This is a genomic window from Desulfomicrobium escambiense DSM 10707 (genome assembly GCF_000428825.1).
Lineage (GTDB): Bacteria > Desulfobacterota > Desulfovibrionia > Desulfovibrionales > Desulfomicrobiaceae > Desulfomicrobium > Desulfomicrobium escambiense.
The window spans coordinates 82,464-102,069 of sequence record NZ_AUAR01000008.1 but is presented as its reverse complement, the minus strand read 5'-3'; the positions used below and the strand labels follow the sequence as shown (position 1 = coordinate 102,069).

20 protein-coding genes are annotated in these 19,606 nt (G+C 63.6%); 14 read left to right on the top strand and 6 right to left on the bottom strand.

Features of this window, described 5'->3' with window-relative positions; translation table 11 throughout:
• Positions 1-311 precede the first annotated feature (311 nt).
• The 3 genes from G394_RS0109105 to G394_RS0109095 all read right to left on the bottom strand — a co-directional run bounded on the left by G394_RS0109105 (position 312) and on the right by G394_RS0109095 (position 2,799).
• On the bottom strand, positions 312-659 hold the full coding sequence (locus G394_RS0109105; RefSeq protein ID WP_028577392.1) for a PilZ domain-containing protein: 348 nt from the start codon (positions 657-659) through the stop codon (positions 312-314).
• Between the two features lie 100 nt (positions 660-759).
• A complete protein-coding gene (locus G394_RS0109100; RefSeq protein WP_028577391.1) occupies positions 760-1,089 on the bottom strand; it encodes a PilZ domain-containing protein in 330 nt (109 codons plus the stop codon).
• A 306-nt stretch (positions 1,090-1,395) separates the two neighbouring features.
• On the bottom strand, positions 1,396-2,799 hold the full coding sequence (locus tag G394_RS0109095) for an SLC13 family permease (RefSeq protein ID WP_051307082.1): 1,404 nt from the start codon (positions 2,797-2,799) through the stop codon (positions 1,396-1,398).
• A 223-nt stretch (positions 2,800-3,022) separates the two neighbouring features.
• Between G394_RS0109095 and G394_RS0109090 the strand changes: the two genes are divergently transcribed.
• From G394_RS0109090 to G394_RS0109025, 14 genes are all read left to right on the top strand, one after another.
• Positions 3,023-3,727: a Crp/Fnr family transcriptional regulator gene (locus G394_RS0109090; RefSeq protein ID WP_051307081.1), complete on the top strand. Its 705-nt coding sequence runs from the start codon at positions 3,023-3,025 to the stop codon at positions 3,725-3,727.
• Positions 3,728-4,100: 373 nt separating this feature from the next.
• The gene (locus tag G394_RS0109085) at positions 4,101-4,997 is read left to right on the top strand and encodes a transporter (RefSeq protein ID WP_028577388.1); all 897 of its coding nucleotides are present in this window, start codon (positions 4,101-4,103) and stop codon (positions 4,995-4,997) included.
• A 212-nt stretch (positions 4,998-5,209) separates the two neighbouring features.
• Positions 5,210-6,658, top strand: a complete 1,449-nt coding sequence (locus G394_RS0109080) for an aryl-sulfate sulfotransferase (protein WP_028577387.1) — start codon at positions 5,210-5,212, stop codon at positions 6,656-6,658.
• A gap of 54 nt (positions 6,659-6,712) precedes the next feature.
• On the top strand, positions 6,713-7,534 hold the full coding sequence (locus G394_RS0109075; RefSeq protein ID WP_028577386.1) for a thioredoxin domain-containing protein: 822 nt from the start codon (positions 6,713-6,715) through the stop codon (positions 7,532-7,534).
• 25 nt (positions 7,535-7,559) lie between these two features.
• Complete coding sequence (gene gcvH, locus G394_RS0109070; RefSeq protein ID WP_028577385.1) at positions 7,560-7,946, top strand: glycine cleavage system protein GcvH; 387 nt, start codon at positions 7,560-7,562, stop codon at positions 7,944-7,946.
• A 115-nt stretch (positions 7,947-8,061) separates the two neighbouring features.
• On the top strand, positions 8,062-9,474 hold the full coding sequence (gene lpdA, locus G394_RS0109065; protein WP_028577384.1) for a dihydrolipoyl dehydrogenase: 1,413 nt from the start codon (positions 8,062-8,064) through the stop codon (positions 9,472-9,474).
• Between the two features lie 337 nt (positions 9,475-9,811).
• A complete protein-coding gene (locus G394_RS0109060) occupies positions 9,812-10,372 on the top strand; it encodes a 4Fe-4S dicluster domain-containing protein (protein WP_028577383.1) in 561 nt (186 codons plus the stop codon).
• Entirely contained in the window at positions 10,365-11,249 is an 885-nt protein-coding gene (locus G394_RS0109055) for a CoB--CoM heterodisulfide reductase iron-sulfur subunit B family protein (RefSeq protein WP_028577382.1), read from the top strand. The genes G394_RS0109060 and G394_RS0109055 overlap by 8 nt, the downstream gene beginning before the upstream one ends.
• Before the next feature lie 10 nt (positions 11,250-11,259).
• Entirely contained in the window at positions 11,260-13,242 is a 1,983-nt protein-coding gene (locus G394_RS0109050; protein ID WP_028577381.1) for a CoB--CoM heterodisulfide reductase iron-sulfur subunit A family protein, read from the top strand.
• On the top strand, positions 13,209-13,712 hold the full coding sequence (locus G394_RS0109045) for a hydrogenase iron-sulfur subunit (protein ID WP_028577380.1): 504 nt from the start codon (positions 13,209-13,211) through the stop codon (positions 13,710-13,712). The genes G394_RS0109050 and G394_RS0109045 overlap by 34 nt, the downstream gene beginning before the upstream one ends.
• Positions 13,713-13,720: 8 nt before the next feature.
• A complete protein-coding gene (locus G394_RS0109040; RefSeq protein WP_028577379.1) occupies positions 13,721-14,677 on the top strand; it encodes a 4Fe-4S dicluster domain-containing protein in 957 nt (318 codons plus the stop codon).
• Complete coding sequence (locus tag G394_RS0109035; RefSeq protein ID WP_028577378.1) at positions 14,677-15,705, top strand: 4Fe-4S dicluster domain-containing protein; 1,029 nt, start codon at positions 14,677-14,679, stop codon at positions 15,703-15,705. The genes G394_RS0109040 and G394_RS0109035 overlap by 1 nt, the downstream gene beginning before the upstream one ends.
• On the top strand, positions 15,702-16,532 hold the full coding sequence (locus G394_RS0109030) for an FAD/NAD(P)-binding protein (protein ID WP_028577377.1): 831 nt from the start codon (positions 15,702-15,704) through the stop codon (positions 16,530-16,532). Before G394_RS0109035 ends, G394_RS0109030 begins: the two co-directional genes overlap by 4 nt.
• An 8-nt stretch (positions 16,533-16,540) precedes the next feature.
• On the top strand, positions 16,541-17,017 hold the full coding sequence (locus G394_RS0109025; protein WP_028577376.1) for a ferritin-like domain-containing protein: 477 nt from the start codon (positions 16,541-16,543) through the stop codon (positions 17,015-17,017).
• Positions 17,018-17,064: 47 nt separating this feature from the next.
• On the opposite strand, the gene G394_RS18645 is transcribed toward G394_RS0109025, so the two are convergent.
• The 3 genes from G394_RS18645 to G394_RS0109010 all read right to left on the bottom strand — a co-directional run bounded on the left by G394_RS18645 (position 17,065) and on the right by G394_RS0109010 (position 19,505).
• Positions 17,065-17,421, bottom strand: coding sequence for a type II toxin-antitoxin system PemK/MazF family toxin (locus tag G394_RS18645; protein WP_156902554.1), 357 nt, complete (start codon positions 17,419-17,421; stop codon positions 17,065-17,067).
• A complete protein-coding gene (locus tag G394_RS0109015; protein ID WP_028577375.1) occupies positions 17,411-17,641 on the bottom strand; it encodes an AbrB/MazE/SpoVT family DNA-binding domain-containing protein in 231 nt (76 codons plus the stop codon). Before G394_RS0109015 ends, G394_RS18645 begins: the two co-directional genes overlap by 11 nt.
• A gap of 265 nt (positions 17,642-17,906) precedes the next feature.
• On the bottom strand, positions 17,907-19,505 hold the full coding sequence (locus G394_RS0109010; protein ID WP_028577374.1) for a nuclease-related domain-containing protein: 1,599 nt from the start codon (positions 19,503-19,505) through the stop codon (positions 17,907-17,909).
• Between the last annotated feature and the right edge of the window lie 101 nt (positions 19,506-19,606).

Genomic DNA, 19,606 nt, shown 5'->3' with positions numbered 1-19,606 from the left:
TGAATGTTGAACCGAGCGCATCGCCACAAGTGCCCCGTCATCGTCATTGCGAGGAGTCTTCGACGAAGCAATCCAGATATTCGGTCGACAAAGGCGGACGAGGCATGGATCACCACGGCGAAGACGCCTCGCGATGACGGGCTTCCACAATGATCCATTCTGGTTGAGCACGTCCAGAGTTGACTGTCGCGACTGACAATCCCATGGACGCGCAACCCTGATGGCCCCTTTTTTCTTGATCAGATGGCTTGGTTATGGCGACTTCGGTCCGGAATGAACGATTCCGGTTTCTGCAGCAGGGCTCACATAAATCAGGACTTCTGCGTGGCGGCCTGCTTGAGGGGCAGGAGATCGTCGAACTCGATGCCAATGTAGAAGAGGCCCATCAGGGATACCTTGTCGAGCTGTCCCCAGCGCACCGTGCCATGCACCTCCTCGAGGCCCCCGAAGCGGTCCGCTTCCGATTCCGCACCTGTGGCGATGATGACTCTGGCGCCGGTGGGGAAGTCGTAGTCGGCTTCAATGAGCACCCCGCCTCGACCGATGTTGATGATGCGGGCCGAGATGAACATGTCGGCTTCCTTCTCGGGGATGACGCGGCATGGGAGCAGGCATCCGTACCGTTCCCATTTTCTGTTCCGGGGCGTCTCGTCTGGCATTGGTGGTCCTGGGATTATGAATGTACGAGTGACGAAAAATCAGTATCTCCCCGTACCATTAGAAGACAAGGGGATACAAGACAAGCAGAATACGGCTTGTTTATTGTTCAGTCAGCACAATTCGTGTCGGCAGCTCCGCCTCCAGGGCGACGCCCACATGGTAGCGGCCGCGCCCGGCCGTCGCCTGGCTCCAGCGAACGGTGCCCCGCATGGTCTCGGCGAATTCGAAGAGCAGGGAGTCATTGCCGTCCTCAAGGGTGATGGACACGCGCTCGTTGGCGATGAAATTCTGCTCCGCGGCGAGCATCAACCCGCCTGGGCTCAGGTTGACGATGCTGGCCCGGGCCGGGTTCGGGATGCCGTCGGCATAGCTGATGAGGCATTGCACCTCGACGGGCTGGCGCTCCCAGCGTCGATTGTTGCCGGTCATGTTTTCTCCTCAGGCGCTGGAGGTTTGGCGATCGGGAGCCGGTCCGAATGCCCTGGACGATGCGTCCGAACGAGCCAGAAGGGCAGCGGAAAAAGCGCGGCACGAACGTCTTCGTATTCCAAATATGTACGTATTCGAGCCGTTATTCAAGGTAATCTTTGTCCGTAAGGTTGCTGACCCTGGTCCCTATGAGGGGATCAAGCGCTTGGGCGCAGTCAGCCGGGCAGTTCGAAGAGCGTGCAGGACCGGGGGGAAGCTGCCCGGGCGCCATGGTCAGGGCCCGGGCAGGGGAGGGGGCGTGTGCAGCTAGAGAACGAATTTCCAGAACGGGATGGCGATGAAGGCGACGAACAAGCCCGCAAGGACCATGCGCACGGCCATGACTTTGATGAAGTCCGTGAAAAGGATGTAGCCCGTGCTGAAGAAATACAGGGGCACCGCGTACTCGTAAGGGAAGATGATATTGTCCAGTCCGTAAGCGAAGGAGTAGTAGAGCATACGGGGGTCCATTCCCAACTTGAGGCCGAGTTCGGCCAGGGGCGAGGTCATGGTCGTGATGGCGGCCAGCGGGGTGAGAAGGAAATTGACCGCCGCCCCGAAAACGTAGGCCGTGGCGCTGGCGGAGGAACTGCTCATGTCGTGAAAATACGGGAGCAGCATGTTGGCGACCCATTCGGTGACCTTGAGGGCTCCGCCGGCGCTGCCGATGGTCATGCAGCCCATGATGAAGAACAGCGGGGCGAAATTGATTTTTCCGAACCGGGCCCCGTTCAGAAGATTGATGCCCGGCAGAAAGGCCGCAAAGGTGATCAGGATGAGCACCAAGCCCGCCGCCACGCCGTGCAGCTTGTCCGTGGCCAGCAGGACCAGGGTCAGGAGCATGAGGATGGAGGCGGTCTTCTGTTCCCGCGTGACGGGGCCCATTTCCTTGAATTTGGCTTCCAGGACCGGTTGCAGGGTTTTGCGGTCCACCTTGGACGGCAGCAGGAAGGTGACCAGCAACAGGGACATGATCGTGTACAGCGTGCCGGGCAGGAAGTTGTGGTAGGCGTATTCCATCCATGTGGTCTTGGTGTTCGTGACCTTTTCCACCAGGCCCATGCCCAGGACCGTGTCGGCCCCGCCGGTCAGGTAGCAGATCTTCGTGGACATGACGGCCAGACAGGCCGCCATGAGGACCGCCGTTGCCTCGCGGCTCTTCTCCTTGAAATCCAGGGCTTCGCACAGGCTGATGGCGATGGCGCAGAAAATGGCCGCCTTGCCCGTCACGGCCGGGACCAGGGGGGCGACGATGAAGACCGCCAGGGTCAGGCCCCAGAGGGCGCCGACAAAGCTGCCGCCCATGGCCCGCACGCAGGTCAGCCCGATGCGTTTGCCAAGGCCCGTGTCCTGCAGAATCTTGCCCAGGGCGAAACCGCCGATGACAATGATGGGCACTTCGGACAGCCACGGCGTGTACACGGCCTGCTGCTTCACGCCGCAGAAGACAACATACAGCACGGGCAGGGCCAGGCCCACGGCGATTTCGTTGATGATGTCCGTGGCCCAGACCGTGACCGCCCAGGCGGTGATGGCCAGGAACATGGCCATGGGTTTGGTCACGACGGTGCCGTCCACGGGCATGGCCGCGAAGACGGCGAGAGGAACGGCGAAGCTCAAGGCCCATTTGACCAGGGTACCTTTTTCGAACATAGACTGTGTTGCGGCCATGGGAACTCTCCTTTGGAAAAATGTTATATGGAGAATACGGGGGCGGCAGCAACCGTGCTGTAACAAACGCCACATTTTTCAAGGTTGACATCGAATATTGTCATTTTTTTCACGACCAGGCCAGGGATGGCGCGTGCACGTTCCGCATTCGGAATCCGGGCGCGGTCGGGAATCTTCCCGCGACAAGCCGCAATCCTGCGCACGTGAGCCCGAGGAGTGGCCGATGACAGCGGAAAAAATCGATGGCGGACTCAATGAACTGGAGTTTTCCCGCATCCCATCCGTGGCGGAATGCTGGCGCAAGGTCCTGTCCCAGGGGCGGAGGATGAAATTCGCCAAGGGAACCCACGTCTCTCCCCACGGGTCTGACGCCGGTTCCCTTTATTATTTGGAACGGGGAGAGATCTGGCTGTTGCGGACAACAATGGACGGCCGGGAAAAGATCATCTGGGCCATAGGCCCTGACTCCCTGTTCGGCGAAACCCCGTTTTTCGACGAGCTCCCGGCCCGCAGCGCCATGGTCGCCGCCGAGGACTGCACGGTTTACGCCTTTGCCCGGCAGTGCGTCCTGTCTCAGATTCTGCCCGCCCATCCCGACCTCATGCTGGCCCTGTTCCGGTCCCTCGCCCTCAAGGTCCGGGTGTTGAGCAATCAGGCTGTCAGTCTGAGCCTCGACGACCTGCCGTCCCGCATCTGCAAGTATCTGCACCTGCGCCAGCCGGCCGACGCCCCGGCGAAAGGCCCCCTGGTCGTTTCGCCCGGCCTCAACCAGCAGGACCTGGCCAACCTCTTGGGCGTGCACCGGGTCACGCTGAACAAATCCCTTCGCGAACTGGAGAAGTCCGGTGTCCTGGGTCCGTATTCGCGCAACGAGGTCTACGTTTTGGACAGGAAACGGTTCGATGAACTGGTGCGCCAGAACGAATAGGTCGATCCCGGCGCGGTTTTTCACCCCTCCCCGCGACTTTTCCGCTCTGCAGGCTAGGATTAGGTATGGATCGAACGTCCATATCTGTCCGCAGTTTCGGGCGTCGCACGCCGCGAACCGGCCGGCAATCGAATCCCTCGCCACCGATCTTGCGGATCACGGCGCTTTCCGGCCTTGATATTTCCCCGCGGGCTTCTCTCCCCGAATCATCCATTGGTCTGAACTCATGACGAGTTTGCACGGATTGTAACAAAAGCAACAGCGTTTGCCGGGGGAATTCCCTTAGGTCGTTCTTGGTTTCACAAGCGGTTCGCGGTCGCGCCCTCTGTCGCGATTGCGTTTTCTTCAACCGGGACATCCTAGGGAGATTCACATGCGTCAGAAAGTTCTGTCGATTCTGTTACTGGCCTGTTGCTTCATCCTGCCCTCCGTTTCGAGTACCGCCGCGCAAAACGCCTCCGCTCCGGTTCCTGCCGGCCCGGTGGGCGTGAATCATGGCGCGGGCGGCCTGGGTTTTCCCGTAGGCAAGTTCTCTGCCGTGGCGAACTACCGCTATGCCCACAAGGATCAGTGGTACCTGCACACGTCCGAGGAGGACGGACTGGACCGGGAAGTGTTCAGCCACAACATCGTCTTCAAGACTCGCTACGGCATCGCCGAGGGCTGGGACGTGCGCACGGCCACGCCTTTCATGCTCAATACCATTGAGACGGAAGGACGCAACGACGCCTGGTCCGGCGGCCTGGGGGACACCACCGCCATCCTGCACAATCAGTTCGCGTCGCAGAAGAAGGGCGCTCCCCTGAACCTGGCCTGGGATCTGGGCGTTCTCGTCCCCACGGGCGAGGTCGGGTCCAACAACATAGGCACCGGAGCCTGGGGCGGCCTGGTCGGGCTGGGCGCGACCTGGATGATCGGCTCCCACCGCCTTGAGACCGACATGAGCTACCTCATCTACACGGAAGGCTACAAGGACGTCACCAAGGGCGATCGGTTGCGCGTCAACGGCCATTACGCCTACGCCTTGAATACGCGTCTCGATCTGGGCCTTGAAGGATATTACGAATGGACGCAGGCCGACGAGGCCGACGGGGAAGACCTCGAAAACGATGCCAAGACCCTCTACGCCGGTCCCAAGTTCAACCTGAAGTTGCCTGAATACGGCGTGACCTTCGGCGGCGCACTTCTCGGTGCGGCCTACAGGGAATATGAGAAGATGAGCCTGACCGAGGACTGGCGGGCGGAATTCAAGCTGATCAAAATGTTTTGATAATTTTTACCGCCAAAGAATGAAATAGGCTGTAGCTTTCTAGAATCTTGAGTTTTTTTTATCCAAGAAAAGCAAAAATTTTCTGCGGGACTGTAAGAAAGGCAACAGCACAGGCTTGCGTTTCGTGGAAGAACGTTTCCTATGCAAGCTAGATCAAGGAGGCTGCCGGGGCTTGCCGGCATGATCCCCATAAAACAAAGAAGGAGTACATCATGGGTCACCCAACCATCTATCCCACCGGCGTCACGGTTTACGATCCCGAAAAATGCTGGAACGGTCTCACCATTTTTCAGGCCCAGGAAGTGGGCGCCGTGCTCATGGACATGAACGGCCGTGAACACAACGTCTGGAAGGGCGTGCTCGGCATGCCCAACAAGATCTTCCCCGGCGGCTACCTGATGTCCAGCCGCGGCCGTCGCGACGGCAAGTTCAGCGTCCAGGACGGCGTCGACGTGGTCCAGATCGACTGGGAAGGCAAGGTCGTCTGGAAATTCGACCAGAACGAGTTCATCGAGGACCCGGGCTATGAAGGCCGCTGGATGGCGCGCTACCATCACGATTTCCAGCGCGAGGGCAACCCCGTCGGCTACTACGCCCCGGGCATGGAACCCAAGACCGACTCGGGCAACACCCTGGTCCTGGCCCACCGCAACGCCCGCAATTCGGCCATTTCCGACAAGCTGCTCCTGGACGACCTGATCCTTGAAGTGAACTGGGAAGGCGAGATCGTCTGGGAATGGAACTGCCACGAGCATTTCGAGGAGTTCGGCTTCCGCGAAGGCCCCAAGAACACCCTGTCCCGCAATCCCAACTACCGCCCGACCAAGCCCGAGGGCATGGGCGACTGGATGCACATCAACTCCATGTCCGTCCTGGGGCCCAACAAGTGGTACGACGCCGGCGACCAGCGCTTCCACCCGGACAACATCATCGTCGACGGCCGCGAAGCCAACATCACCTTCATCATCGACAAGAAGAGCGGCAAGGTCGTCTGGAAGCTGGGCCCCGACTACGACTCCACGCCAGAGCTCAAGGCCATCGGCTGGATCATCGGCCAGCACCACTGCCACATGATTCCGGCCGGGCTGCCCGGCGCCGGCAACATCCTCATCTTCGACAACGGCGGATGGGGCGGCTACGACGTGCCCAATCCCGGCGCCCCCACGGGCGTGAAGGCCGCCCTGCGCGACTACTCCCGGGTACTCGAGATCGACCCCGTGGCCATGAAGATCGTCTGGCAGTACACGCCCAGCGAAGCCGGCTTCCTCTTCCCCATGGACAGCAACCGCTTCTACAGCCCCTTCATCAGCGGCATGCAGCGCCTGCCCAACGGCAACACCCTGATCACCGAGGGCTCCGACGGTCGCGTCTTCGAGGTCACCCCTGACCACGAGATCGTGTGGGAATTCATCTCGCCCTACAAGGGCAAGCACGTTCCCATGAACATGACGTACCGCGCCTACCGCGTGCCCTACGAGTGGGTTCCGCAGGTCAAGAAGCCCGTCGAGACGCCCATAAGGCCCCTGGACGTGTTCTCCTTCCGCGTTCCCGGCGCGGCAGCCCTGGGCGACCGTGCCAAGGAAGTGACCGTCGACGGCTGCGTGCCCTACGGCGGCAGCAACGCCCTGTGCGTGGCCTCCGTCGACGACGATGACAAATAACCCGGCAGCGGGGGAGGGGTCGCCCTCTCCCGCGCCTCTTTCGGAGAAAAGACCATGAGCATCACCCTCTACACCGCCCCCGACTGCCTGCGCTGCAAGATCGTCAAGGAATTCCTGGCCGAGCGCGGACAGGAGTACACGGCCTACGATTTCAAGGCCGACAAGGACATCTTCAACGCCTACTACCGCGCCAACCGTTCCGCCATCTACCGCAACCCCGAAGGCGTGGAATTCCCCATTTTCGACGACGGCACGGTCATCAAACAGGGCACGGGCGAGATCCTGGCCTACCTGCTGTCGGGCCGGGTCCTCGAAGCCTGCGTGACGCGCAGCGAGTTGCTGCACGGCTGGATTTCGGGCCTCAACGTTTCGGCCTGTCCCGCCGGGCAGGAGGACAACTTCGTGACCCTGGTGCGCCTGCTGGCCAAGGGCGGCCTGACCGTGGAGCTGCATGCCGACGGCCGCCGCGCCGACCTGCTGCAGCGCGTGCTGGACGAAGGGCACGTCAGCCGCGTGGTCCTCGACGTGGTCGCTCCTGCCGCTTTGTACCCGGCCATCGCCGGCGGCGAGATCGCCCAGGAAGACCTGAAGCGAAGCATCGCCCTGACCCGCGGGCACAAGGATCACCTGATCCGCCTTGTCGTGTCCGCCTACGCGGGAGAGGGCGGGGCCATGACCCGCGTCACGCCGGTCGAGGTTGCCGAGGCCGCGAAGATGGTCTTCGAGGCCTGCGGGGACCGCATGCTGCCTGTGTTCATCGAGGCGCAGCAGGTTCAGGGGCTGGAAAAGCTCGAAGATCAGGCCCTGCTGCCGTACCGCTCCAAGGTGCGCGCGTCTCTGGTCAAGGCCGAGATCCGCAAGCCCGAGGCGCATTGATCTTTCCACCCAAGGAGGAACCGACATGTCCGCACTGACCTATCCCGACGACCGCCGTTACCACGCCGAACACCTTTGGGCCAAGGAGGCCGGTGACGGCTCCTTCGTCATCGGCATCACCGATTTCGCCCAGGACCAGTTGGGCGAGGTCATCTTCATCGACCTGCCCGAAGCGGGCGCGCATTTCGCCCAGGGCGTGTCCTGTGCCGAGATCGAGTCGGCCAAGGTCGTGTCCCCGGCCATCATCCCCCTCTCGGGGACCGTGGTGGAGGTGAACGCGGCCTTGAGCGACACGCCCGAGCTGGTCAACTCCGACCCGTACGGCGCCGGTTGGCTGGTGCGCATCACGGCCGACGACGCGTCCGAGGCGACCATCACGGCCGCCCAGTACGCCCAGCTCGTATCGGCCTGATCTTTCTCTGTTTCCCTCCCTGTTCCCGGGCCGACTCTGCGGGCCGGTCCGGGAACGATTCTGCAAACCGGGACGCCCTGTCGCCCGGAGTCAATCCACTCACGAGGAGGTTGCCATGTCGCAACGCATCACCATCATCGGCGGCGGCCCCGGCGGGTACACGGCCGCATTCGCCGCGGCCAAGGCCGGGGCGCAGGTCACCCTTGTCGAAGCGGCCCACATGGGCGGGACCTGCCTGAACTGGGGCTGCATCCCGACCAAGACTCTCAAGGCCTCGGCCGAGGCCCTGGAGACGGCCCACCGTCTGGCCGAGTTCGGCATCAGCGGCGGCGGCGAGGCCCGGCCGGACATGCCGGCCATCGTGGCCCGCAAGAACAAGGTTTCGGAGATCCTGCGCGGCGGTCTGGAAAAGACCTGCGCCAAGCTCAAGGTCACGCTCCTGCGCGGCCGGGGCGAGGTCGTGAGCGCGGGCCTGGTGCGCGTGCACGGCGCCGACGGCGCCGTGCAGGAAGTGGCGGGGGACAAGGTCATCATCGCCACGGGATCGAGCACCCTCAACCTGCCGACCCTGCCCGTGGACCACACGCACATCATCACCAGCGACGACGCCCTGGAACTTAAGACCATCCCGAGCCGGATGCTCGTGGTCGGCGGCGGCGTCATCGGCTGCGAGCTGGCCTTCATCTTCCAGGCCCTGGGCTCCAAGGTCACGGTGGTGGAAGGCCTGGACCGCATCCTGCCCGTCCCGTCCATCGACGCGGACCTGAGCAAGCTCATCCAGCGCGAGATGAAGAAGCGCGGCATCGGCTGCGAGCTGGCCCGCACGGCGTCCAAGGCGGAAGTGACGGCAACCGGCGTACAGGTGACCCTCGGGCCCTCCCCCTTCGTCAAGGATCTTCCCGCGTCCGCACAGAAGGAGAGCGTGCTGGAGGCCGACGTGGTCCTGGTGGCCGTGGGCCGGGTGCCCAACACCGCGGGCCTGGGACTGGCCGGGGCCGGGGTGGAGACGGACCAGCGCGGCTGGATCAAGGCCGACGCGCGGCTGGAAACTTCCGTTCCGGGCATCTACGCCGTGGGTGACGTGCTCGGTCCTGCGCGGATCATGCTGGCCCACGTGGCGGCGGTGGAGGGCATGGTGGCGGTGAAAAACTGCCTGGGCGCGTCCGAGGCCATGGACTACTCCGCGGTTCCGGCGGCGGTCTTCACCTCGCCCGAAGTGGCCACGGTGGGTCTGACCGAGGCCCAGGCGCGGGAGAAAGGCTTCAACGTGACCTGCCCCCAGAGCAACTTCCGCGAACTGGGCAAGGCCCAGGCCATGGGCGAACTGGCCGGCGTGTTCAAGCTCGTCGTCGACGCCGACAGCGGCAAGCTGCTGGGCGCGCACCTGGCCGGCGCGCACGTTTCGGACATCATCGCCGAACCGACCCTGGCCCTGCAGCTCGGAGCCACGGCCAAGGACCTGGCCAAGACCATCCACGCCCATCCCACTTTGGCGGAAGGGATCTTCGAAACGGCGCACCTGCTCTAGGCCCCGCGTCATCACGTCCGGGGGCATGCCGATTTGGGCATGCCCCCGGAAATGCATTTTTTCCCTCAAACCGCCAGTGCCGGCTGTCGCGGCCGCTGTCCGGAACAGGGCCGGGGCTGGACAAGCGCCTGTTCCGGGGACTATGGCATTGAATCTGCTTAAAAGATATCCCAAGTCCCGAAAACTGGGGAGTTAGGGGGAATCTGTGTATCACTTTGGGTCATCCGTCCGTGTCGGCGGTGTGTCAAAAAGGTGCATCCGGTACACTGCTTCCCCGGGACGGGTTTCCTCTCAACCGGACGGCTCGCCGTTCCTTACCGCAAAGTTGGGTATGCCTATGCAAATCTTTAATCTCGCTGATGCCGACCAGGGCTTCACTGCCGAGGTCGAAGCCCGCAGCCACCAGAATGTCAAGACCTGCTACCAGTGCGGCAACTGTACGGCCGGATGCCCGTACACCTTCGCCTACGACTATTCGGTCAGCCAGATCATGCGTCTGGTCCAGACCGGGCAGAAGGAAGCAGTCCTGAAATGCCGGTCCATCTGGCTGTGCGGCTCGTGCCAGTCCTGCACCACGCGCTGTCCGAACAAGATCGACGTGGCGCTGATCATGGACGTCTGTCGGCACATGGCGCGCGAGGAGGGCTACGCCACGGAGCGTTCCGTGAAGGTCTTCGCCGATTCCTTCCTCGAATCCGTGGAACGCCATGGGCGTGCCTACGAACTGGGTCTCATGGCTTCGTACATGACCCGCTCGGGCCGCGTCTTCACCGATGTCGACCTCGCCCCGCAGGTGCTCATGCGCGGCAAGCTGCCGTTCAAGCCGCACCCGATCCAGGGCCGCGAGCAGGTGGCGCGCATTTTCGAGCGGTTCCGCAAAGGAGGCAAAAATGCTTAAAATCGCGTATTATCCGGGATGCTCCGGGCAGGGGACGTCCCTGGAATACGACACGTCCACCCGCGCCGTGTGCAAGGCCCTGGACGTGGAGCTGGTGGACATCCCGGATTGGAGCTGCTGCGGCTCCACGCCGGCCCACACCGTCAATCACGTTCTCTCCGCCGCCCTGTCGGCCCGCAACCTGGCCCAGGTCGAGTCCATGGGCATGACCAAGGCCACCACACCCTGCCCCAGCTGCCTGACCAACCTGCGCACCGCGTCCCACAAGATGGACGACCCGGAGTTCAAGGACAAGGTCAACGCCCTGCTGGACGTGCCGTGCAGGAACGCCGTGGACACCCAGTCTGTGCTGCAGGTCCTGGCCGAGAACGTCGACCCCGACCTGATCAAGGGCAAGGTCGTCAAGCCCCTCTCGGGCATCAAGATCGCCTGCTACTATGGCTGCATCATGAACCGTCCGCCCGAGGTCATGAAGTTCGACCACCACGAAAACCCCATGGCCATGGACAACCTCATGGCGCTCCTGGGCGCCGAGGTGGTGCCGTTCCCCCTGAAGGTCGAGTGCTGCGGCGCTTCGTACGGCATTCCCCGCGGGGACATCGTGCACAGGCTGTCCGGCAAGCTCCTGGACGCCGCGCGTGACGTCGGCGCCGACGCCATCGTGACCGCCTGCCCGCTGTGCCAGATGAACCTGGACCTGCGGCAGGGGCAGATCAACGACGCCCTGCGCGAGAATTTCCGGATTCCGGTTTTCTACTACACCCAGCTCCTTGGCTACGCCCTGGGGATCGACCGCGCCGAGCTCGGCTTCGAGAAGCTCTGTGTGGATCCGAGGCTTGCCCTGGGCAGGATCAAACAACCGCAGCAGGCCATGTAGGGAGGGCGCGATGCGAATTGGTGTTTTCATCTGCCATTGCGGCAGCAACATAGCCGGCACCGTGGACTGTCCCTCCGTGGCGGCCACCGCCCTGACCTACCCCGACGTGGTGTTTTCCACGGACACGATGTACGCCTGCTCCGAACCGGGCCAGGACGCCATCATCCAGGCGGTCAAGGACAAGAACCTCGACGGCGTGGTCGTGGCCTCCTGCACCCCGCGCATGCACGAGCAGACCTTCCGCCGTGCCGTGGAGCGCGCCGGTCTGAACCGCTACATGTTCGAGATGGCCAACATCCGCGAGCACGTCTCCTGGATCGGCAAGACCAAGGACCTCAATACCGGCAAGGCGTCCGAACTGGTGCGCATGGCCGTGGAGAAGCTGCGCCGCAACCGGCCGCTCATGGCCAAGCGCTTCGAGACGACCAAGCGCGTGCTGGTCATCGGCGGCGGCGTGGCCGGCATCCAGGCGGCCCTGGACTGCGCAGACGGCGGCCAGGAGGTCATCCTGGTCGAGCGCGAGCAGAGCATCGGCGGCAAGATGGCCAAGCTGGACAAGACCTTTCCCACGGTCGACTGCTCCTCGTGCGTGCTCGGCCCCAAGATGGTCGACATCGCCCAGCATCCCAACATTACTCTCTACACCTGCGCTGAGGTGGAGAGCGTCGGCGGCTACGTCGGCAATTTCCAGGTCACCGTCCGCAAGAAGGCCACCTACGTCGATTGGGCCAGGTGCACCGGCTGCGGGCTGTGCGTCGAGAAGTGCCCCAGCCGCAAGATGCCGGACCCCTTCAACGAGAATCTCTGCAACGCCCCGTCCATCAACATCCCGTTCCCCCAGGCCATCCCCAAGAAAGCGGCCATCAACGCCGCTTCCTGCCTGATGCTGACCAAGGGCAAGTGCGGGCTGTGCGCCAAGGTCTGCCCGGTCAAGTGCATCGACTTCGAGCAGAAGGACGAACTGGTCAACGTCGACGTGGGCGCCATCGTCGTGGCCACGGGCTACGACCTCTTCGACTGGCACAAGTACCCGCAGTACGGCGAGGGCCGCTACAAGGACGTCATCACGTCCCTGCAGTACGAGCGTCTGCTTTCGGCCTCGGGCCCCACGGGCGGGCACATCAAGCGCCCCTCGGACGGCAAGGAGCCCAAGAACGTGGTCTTCATCCAGTGCGTGGGTTCGCGCGACAAGTCCGTGAACCGTCCGTACTGCTCGGGCTTCTGCTGCATGTACACGGCCAAGCAGGCCATCCTGACCAAGGACCACATCCCGGACTCCCAGTCTTACGTCTTCTACATGGACATCCGTTCCCCCGGTAAGCTGTACGACGAGTTCGTCCGCCGGGCCATGGAAGAGTACGGGGCGCAGTACGTGCGCGGTCGCGTGGCCATGATCTATCCCAAGGGCGACAAGCTCGTCGTGCGCGGCGCCGATACCCTGGCCGGCACGCAGGTCGAGGTCCCGGCCGACCTGGTGGTCCTGGCCGTGGGCGCCGAGTCCGCCAAGGGCGCGGTGCAGCTGGGCGAAAAGCTGCGCGTGGCCCCGGACCAGTACGGCTTCTTCGTCGAGAGCCACCCCAAATTGAAGCCTGTCGAGACCAATACGGCCGGCGTGTTTCTGGCCGGCGCGTGCCAGGGTCCCAAGGACATCCCGGCCTCGGTTGGACAGGGCAGCGCCGCCGCATCCAAGGTCCTGGGCCTCCTGTCCAAGGCCATGCTGGAGTCCGACCCGGCGGTCTCGCGCGTCAACCCGGCCCGCTGCGTGGGCTGCGGCAAGTGCATCCAGACCTGCCCCTTCGGCGCCATCAAGGCAGTCCAGGACCGCTTCGGCAACCCCAAGGCCGAGGTCATCGACACGGTCTGCCAGGGCTGCGGCATCTGTACGGTGACCTGCCCGCAGGGCGCCATCCAGCTCGAACACTTCACAGATAACCAGATCCTCGCGGAGGTGAATGCCTTATGCCCGCCCAAGATGTTCGCGAACTTCGAATAGTAGGCTTCCTGTGTAACTGGTGCTCCTACGGCGGCGCGGACACGGCGGGAGTGGGGCGGTTCACGCAGCCCACGGACCTGCGCATCATCCGCGTCCCCTGTTCGGGCCGCATCGACCCGCTCTTCATCGTCCGCGCCCTCATGAACGGGGCCGACGGCGTGCTGGTCTCGGGCTGCCACCCGCGCGACTGCCACTACGCCGAGGGCAACTTCTACGCCCGGCGCCGCCTGGAGATGCTCAAGCGCTTCCTGCCCATCACGGGCATCGACGAGCGCCGCTTCGAGTACACCTGGGTCTCGGCTTCGGAAGGGCAGCGCTGGCAGCACGTGGTCACGGAGTTCACCCGCCGCATTCACGAACTCGGCCCCGCGCCGAGCTTCAACCCGAAAAGCGACGTGGACTGGAACGCTCTGGCCGTGAAGGCCAGCCAGGGGCAGGGATGCCCCTGTCACGGTTCGATTCAAGCATAGGAGGACACATGTCCCAATTGGATGATCTCAAGACAGCCATCAAGAGCCAGCTCGGCGAGCTCGAGTGCGTCATCGGCTGGGAGCAGGGCTACGACTCGCTCCACGCCACGCCGCTCTTCATCCGCTCCGAAGCCGATCTGGACCGGCTCATCATAGGCCCCCTGGCCGTGCACAACCTGGCCACCTACCTGACGGGCTTCAAGGGCAAGAAGGTCGGCGTCGTGGTCAAGGGCTGCGACAGCAAGAGCGTCATCGAGCTCATGAACGAAACGCTCATCAACCGCGAAGACGTCGTCATCTTCGGCCTGTGCTGCGACGGCGTGATCAGCCAGCGCAAGATCCGCGCGGCCCTGCCGGCGGACCCGGGCTTCGTCGAATCCGTGGAGGTCGGCGACGACGCTCTCAAGATCACGGTGGCGGGCCAGTCGGCCACCCTGAAGCTGGCCGACATCCGCGCCGACAAGTGCGCGGTCTGCGACGCCCCCGACGCCATCGTCTCCGACGTCCTGGTCGGCAAGCCCCACACCCCGGCCCCGGCCGCGAGCCTGAAGTGCCAGGAAGAGTTCGAGGCCAAGTCCGACGCCGAGAAGTTCGCCTTCTGGCAGGAGACCATGGGCCGCTGCATCCGCTGCTACGCCTGCCGCAACGCCTGCCCCATGTGCGTCTGCCGCGACTACTGCATCGCGACCAGCCGCGATCCCCTGTGGGTCAGCCAGGAGAACCTGCCGTCCGAGAACATGATGTTCCAGATGATCCACGTGTCCCATCTGGCCGGGCGCTGCACCGAGTGCGGCGAATGCGAGCGGGCCTGTCCCGTGGACATCCCGCTCATGCTCCTGCGGCGCTACATGAACAAGCAGGTCAAGGACGTGTTCCAGCACGAGGCCGGCAAGGCCCTTGATCAGACACCGCCGCTCCTGACCTTCAAGGTCGAGGAAGAGCGCATCAACGAGCGAGGCTGGTAATGGAAAAATTCATCACCAAGGAAAACCTGAACCGCCTGGCCGGGGAACTGGCCGCCACCTGCCGCGTGCTGGCGCCCGTGGCGGACTGCGGCACCGTGACCTTCCGCCGCTTCCAGCCGGGCATGGTCATGGACCTGCATTCCCGCATGGCCGCCGTGTCCCCAAAGGCCGCGACCTTCCCGCAGACCGAGACCCTGCTGGTGGTCAAGCGCGAAATCCCCGAGAAAAAACCGGAAATCATTGAGACCCTGCCCGAGGGCAAGAACGTGGTCATCGGCTGCCGTCCCTGCGGGGCGCGCGGCAAGCTGATCTTTGACCCGGTCTACGAGACCGACAAGATCAAGGACCCGTACTACCTGCAGCGTCGCCAAAACACGGTCTTCATCTCCCTGGCCTGCGACCGGCCCGAGACGACCTGCTTCTGCCACAGCGTGGGCAGCGGCCCGGCCGACCCGAGCGGCTCAGACGTGCTCCTGACCCTGGTGGGCGAGGGCTACGTGGCCCGCTCCGTCACGCCGGAGGGCGAGGAGATCATGAAGATGGCCCTGTTCACCGACGCCGGCGACAAGGGCAAGGAGGCCGACGCCAAGAACGCCAAGGCGCGCGAGTTGATGGGCGAGGCCCACGACTATGCGTCGGCCCCGGCCAAGCTCCTGGCGCGTTTCGACGACATGGACTTCTGGCTGGCCCAGTCGGCCAAGTGCATCTCCTGCGGGGCCTGCACCTACATGTGCCCGACCTGCTATTGCTTCAACATCACGGACGACGACCTGGGCCTCTCCAGCCAGCGCATCCGCACCTGGGACAACTGCATGTCCCACACCTTCACCCTGGAGGGCAGCGGCCACAACCCGCGCTCGACCAAGGCTCATCGTCTGAAGAACCGCGTCGGGCACAAGTTCAGCTACTATCCGGACCTGCACAAGGGCGTCATCGCCTGCTGCGGGTGCGGCCGGTGCATCAAGCAGTGCCCCGCCGGAGTCGATATCCGGCAGATCGTCAACGCCGCACAGGAGTACGCCGAATGAACGCCAATCCCTATCTCCCGGACATGGCCACCATCGTCGAGGTGATCCAGGAGACGCACAACATCAAGACCTTCCGCATCGTGCTCAACAACGAGCAGCGCATGAAGGACTTCACCTTCCGGCCCGGCCAGGTGGGGCAGCTCTCGGTCTTCGGCGTGGGCGAGTCGACCTTCGTCATCAACTCCTCCCCGACCCGCAAGGACTACCTGCAGTTCAGCGTCATGCGCGTCGGCGAGGTGACAACCCGCCTGCACCAGCTGCAGCCCGGCGACCAGATCGGCGTGCGCGCCCCCTTGGGCAACTCCTTCCCCCTCGAAGACCTGAAGGGCAAGAACATCGTCTTCGTGGGCGGCGGCATCGGCATGGCCCCTTTGCGGACCCTGTTCACCTACATGCTCGACAACCGCAAGGATTACAAAGACATCACGCTTCTCTACGGCGCGCGCAGCCCGGCCGACCTGACCTACAAGGCCGAACTGCCCGAGTGGACGAGCCGCAAGGACGTCAACACCGTCCTGACCATCGACAACCCGTCCGAAGGCTGGGAGCACAAGGTGGGCCTCATCCCGAACGTGCTGCTCGAGATCAACCCCAAGCCCAAGAACACCGTGGCCATCACCTGCGGACCGCCCATCATGATCAAGTTCACCCTGCAGGCCCTCAAGAAACTGGGCTTCGAGGACCAGAACATCATCACCACGCTCGAGAAGCGCATGAAGTGCGGCGTGGGCATCTGCGGGCGCTGCAACATCGGCACGAAGTACGTCTGCATCGACGGACCCGTCTTCACCTATGCCCAGCTCAAAGAGCTGCCTTCGGAACTCTAGGAGGTTTTATGGCTGGAATATTCAAGGCTACCGACATCCTCCTGGCCGCTCAGGAAGTCGAGACCAGGGGCGAGGTCTTCTACAACCGCCTGGTCGAGACCACGACGGAACCCAAACTCAAGGACCTGTTCAGCTTCCTTGCGGGGGAAGAGACCAAGCACCGCGAGATCTTCGCCAAGCTCTACGAGCGCGTGGGCGAGGTGGAACTCCCGGCCTGGGCCGAGGAGGACGAGTATGTGGACTACCTGAAGTTCCTGCTCGACTCCCACACGCTCTTTCGCCTGGGCGACGTGGACCATCTGAAGCAGTTCATGGGCACGGCCGAAGAGGCCATCGAGACGGCCATGGGCTTCGAAAAGGACACCATCCTCTTCTTCGTGGAGATGCAGGAATTCGTGCCCGAAGGGGAAAAGAAATACATCAAGGCCTGCATCGACGAGGAGCGCTCCCACCTGCGCCTCCTGGCCGGCATGCTGCGCAAATAAGCGGCTTTCTCCTCCTTGCGGGGCCCTTGGGCGAAAGTCCGGGGGCCCTATTTTTTTGGCGGCTCAGGGCACGCCAAGGCGGCAGTGAGCATGGCCAGCACCGCGGATTCATCCCGGCCCGACAATCGGCCCAGGGTCCCGCGCACGAGCCGAAGATCCAGAGTGAAGAGCTTGAGGCGCACTTTTGACGGGGCGGGCAGGCCGGCGGATTCAAGATCCAGGATGGGGCAGTCGCATGGCCATGGGGCATTGGCCAGCGAGGTGATCATGGCCATGACGGCGTGTCCGCTTGGCGCGTTGAACACATCCGTGTCCGAAAGCACCAGGGCGGGCCTGTTCTTGACGGCCATCCGGTCCGTGAAGGGGAAAGGGACGCGAACCACGTCGAATCGCTCACAGATCACGGTACGCCTCCTCGTCTTCGGCGCAGTTCCATTCGGAAAGTCCGGCCTCCACAGCGCTCAGGTACTCCTCGTCGAGGGGTGCGACCTTGCGGACCCTGGCCACACCGTCTCGGTTCACCTCCCACACGATGGCGTCTCCCGGGCGGACGCCGAGAGCGTCTCGAACAGCCTGGGGAATCGTGGTTTGCCCCTTGGACGTTATTTTTGCGATGGCTAGCATTCGACCTCCGTGGATGAATCCATACTGTCCTTTCAGGTCATGAAGTAAGGACCGCCTTTCTTCCTGTCAATGAAACGGGGTGCGCGGTCGTCTTGTCTGGCTGGAATGCGGGCCCGAGGGTGCTCATGAACGGGAAATAGTGCCCCCATTCGGTTGTGCATGAACTTCGGGGTACTTCGACATGGTGGCTGAACCGCCGCACATGGAAACGTGCGCAGAGTGAGGCCCCGGCGTCTCTGGACAAGGTCGCGGCGATGCGGCCCTGCTAGAATTCGAGCCGGCCCGTGTCGCCGAGGAAGCTCACGGTGGTCTGCCTGCGCCGTCCGCTGTCCACGAGGACCACGGAGTAGCAGCCTTTGGGCAGGACGATGTCGAGGGCCTTGCTGGGTCTGGTTTCGTAGGGGCCGAAACGCTTTGAGGTCTGGTCGTTGGTCAGCACCAGGGTCGTGGGCCTGGCGGTGACGATGGTCAGAATTCCTTCGGCTGGGGTGAGGTTCTTTGGTTCGGCGGGCGCGGGCTGGGTTTGCGTCCCGGCTGTGGCGTTCACGTCGCCGACCGGGGCGATGGCGGCGGATTCGCGGACGGGTTCGGATGGCGATGGCGATGCGTGGGATTCCCGGTCATCGGCGTTGACGCTCTGTACACTGTCGGATGCGTCCGGGGTCTGGTTTTCCGGTTCCAGGACGTGAGCTTCGGCGGGGCCGGCGGCTTTTTCTGCGACCTGCGTCGCTGACGATGGCCGTGTCGTCTGGGGAGGAGTCGCGGTCGGCGCGGCAGGGGCCAGGGAGACCTCTGCGGCCTGCTGTGAGGTGTTGTCCGCGTCCTCCGCGGCCTGGATGGTGACGGGACTATCCTGGTCGAACAGGCCGGCCTGATAGGCCAGCAGGGCGGAGCCGGCGGCGATGATCAGGCAGGTGGCCGCCACGGCCGCGGCGGACGTGCGGGGCGACGCGAGGGCGGTCGGTTCCTCTGCGTGTCCGTGAGCGTAAAGGCGGCCGCATCGTGGGCATTCGTTGGGGAACAGGTGGGCTTCCAGGTCGCTCGGCGTATGCCGGCATTTGCTGCAGGTCGGTCGCTGGGCCGTGGCGCCGGAGAGTCCGTCGTCCATGCCGTCGAGCGCGTCGCGGTGCGTGGCCTCGGGTTCCGTCGTCCCGTCGCGCACGAGGGGCGCGAGCTTGTCGGTCAGCTGCAGGACCTTTTCGCTCGACAGCGGGCTTTCGTGTTCGAGGATCATGCGCACGAGGGTCGAGGCCTGGGCGACCATCACGCCGCGCACGAGACGTCCCGTCTCGACGCTTCCCCGGCTGAAGCACAGCACGGGGCAGACCTGCACGGCACCGGAATTCTCCAGGTCCAGACGGCGCAGCAGCGCGCGGGATTGGCGCCAGCTTCTGCCGATGAGGTCCCCCAGGAACGGCCATCCGTTCAGCCGCAGCGCTTCGCGGGCCTCCGTGATCCTGCCGATGTTCGATTGGACCGCGATGAGGAAGAAGCCGCCCGGGCCGACAACGGCGTGGTCGATGCGCACGCCGTCGAACTCCAGGCCGTGGAAGACATGGTACCCTTCGGGCAGGAGGCGCAGCGTCCTGGCCACAATGCCGTTGGCGCGGGCCGCGGCGTCGGCTCCCGAGAGACGCAGGGCCAGCGTCAGGCCGAGTTCTTCGAAGCGAAGCAGCAGGAAAACGAAGAAAATAGCGAAGAGCGCCGTGATGACGTAGCCGCCATGCAGAAAGGCATGCAAGCCCGCCGACGCGAGGGCGAAAAGGAAAAGCAGGGGCAGAGCGATGCGCAGAAGGATATCCGTGCGCCCTGCACAGGGAGGGGCGATGCCGTCTCGTCCATGGCTACCGTAGATGTATGCCATCGCGTCCTGGGAAGTCGTGCGTGTTTATGAGTATGATTTGGTTGCTTAAGCATTGGTGGAGGAAAAAAGTCAAGGGAAATGCGTGTCAGACAATTCGCGTC

Excerpts from the sequence above, each read along its gene's own strand:
- G394_RS0109105 (WP_028577392.1), bottom strand. The coding sequence starts at position 659 with ATGCCAGACGAGACGCCCCGGAACAGAAAATGGGAACGGTACGGATGC.
- G394_RS0109100 (WP_028577391.1), bottom strand. The coding sequence starts at position 1,089 with ATGACCGGCAACAATCGACGCTGGGAGCGCCAGCCCGTCGAGGTGCAA.
- G394_RS0109095 (WP_051307082.1), bottom strand. The coding sequence starts at position 2,799 with ATGGCCGCAACACAGTCTATGTTCGAAAAAGGTACCCTGGTCAAATGG.
- G394_RS0109090 (WP_051307081.1), top strand. The coding sequence starts at position 3,023 with ATGACAGCGGAAAAAATCGATGGCGGACTCAATGAACTGGAGTTTTCC.
- G394_RS0109085 (WP_028577388.1), top strand. The coding sequence starts at position 4,101 with ATGCGTCAGAAAGTTCTGTCGATTCTGTTACTGGCCTGTTGCTTCATC.
- G394_RS0109080 (WP_028577387.1), top strand. The coding sequence starts at position 5,210 with ATGGGTCACCCAACCATCTATCCCACCGGCGTCACGGTTTACGATCCC.
- G394_RS0109075 (WP_028577386.1), top strand. The coding sequence starts at position 6,713 with ATGAGCATCACCCTCTACACCGCCCCCGACTGCCTGCGCTGCAAGATC.
- gcvH (WP_028577385.1), top strand. The coding sequence starts at position 7,560 with ATGTCCGCACTGACCTATCCCGACGACCGCCGTTACCACGCCGAACAC.
- lpdA (WP_028577384.1), top strand. The coding sequence starts at position 8,062 with ATGTCGCAACGCATCACCATCATCGGCGGCGGCCCCGGCGGGTACACG.
- G394_RS0109060 (WP_028577383.1), top strand. The coding sequence starts at position 9,812 with ATGCAAATCTTTAATCTCGCTGATGCCGACCAGGGCTTCACTGCCGAG.
- G394_RS0109055 (WP_028577382.1), top strand. The coding sequence starts at position 10,365 with ATGCTTAAAATCGCGTATTATCCGGGATGCTCCGGGCAGGGGACGTCC.
- G394_RS0109050 (WP_028577381.1), top strand. The coding sequence starts at position 11,260 with ATGCGAATTGGTGTTTTCATCTGCCATTGCGGCAGCAACATAGCCGGC.
- G394_RS0109045 (WP_028577380.1), top strand. The coding sequence starts at position 13,209 with ATGCCCGCCCAAGATGTTCGCGAACTTCGAATAGTAGGCTTCCTGTGT.
- G394_RS0109040 (WP_028577379.1), top strand. The coding sequence starts at position 13,721 with ATGTCCCAATTGGATGATCTCAAGACAGCCATCAAGAGCCAGCTCGGC.
- G394_RS0109035 (WP_028577378.1), top strand. The coding sequence starts at position 14,677 with ATGGAAAAATTCATCACCAAGGAAAACCTGAACCGCCTGGCCGGGGAA.
- G394_RS0109030 (WP_028577377.1), top strand. The coding sequence starts at position 15,702 with ATGAACGCCAATCCCTATCTCCCGGACATGGCCACCATCGTCGAGGTG.
- G394_RS0109025 (WP_028577376.1), top strand. The coding sequence starts at position 16,541 with ATGGCTGGAATATTCAAGGCTACCGACATCCTCCTGGCCGCTCAGGAA.
- G394_RS0109015 (WP_028577375.1), bottom strand. The coding sequence starts at position 17,641 with ATGCTAGCCATCGCAAAAATAACGTCCAAGGGGCAAACCACGATTCCC.
- G394_RS0109010 (WP_028577374.1), bottom strand. The coding sequence starts at position 19,505 with ATGGCATACATCTACGGTAGCCATGGACGAGACGGCATCGCCCCTCCC.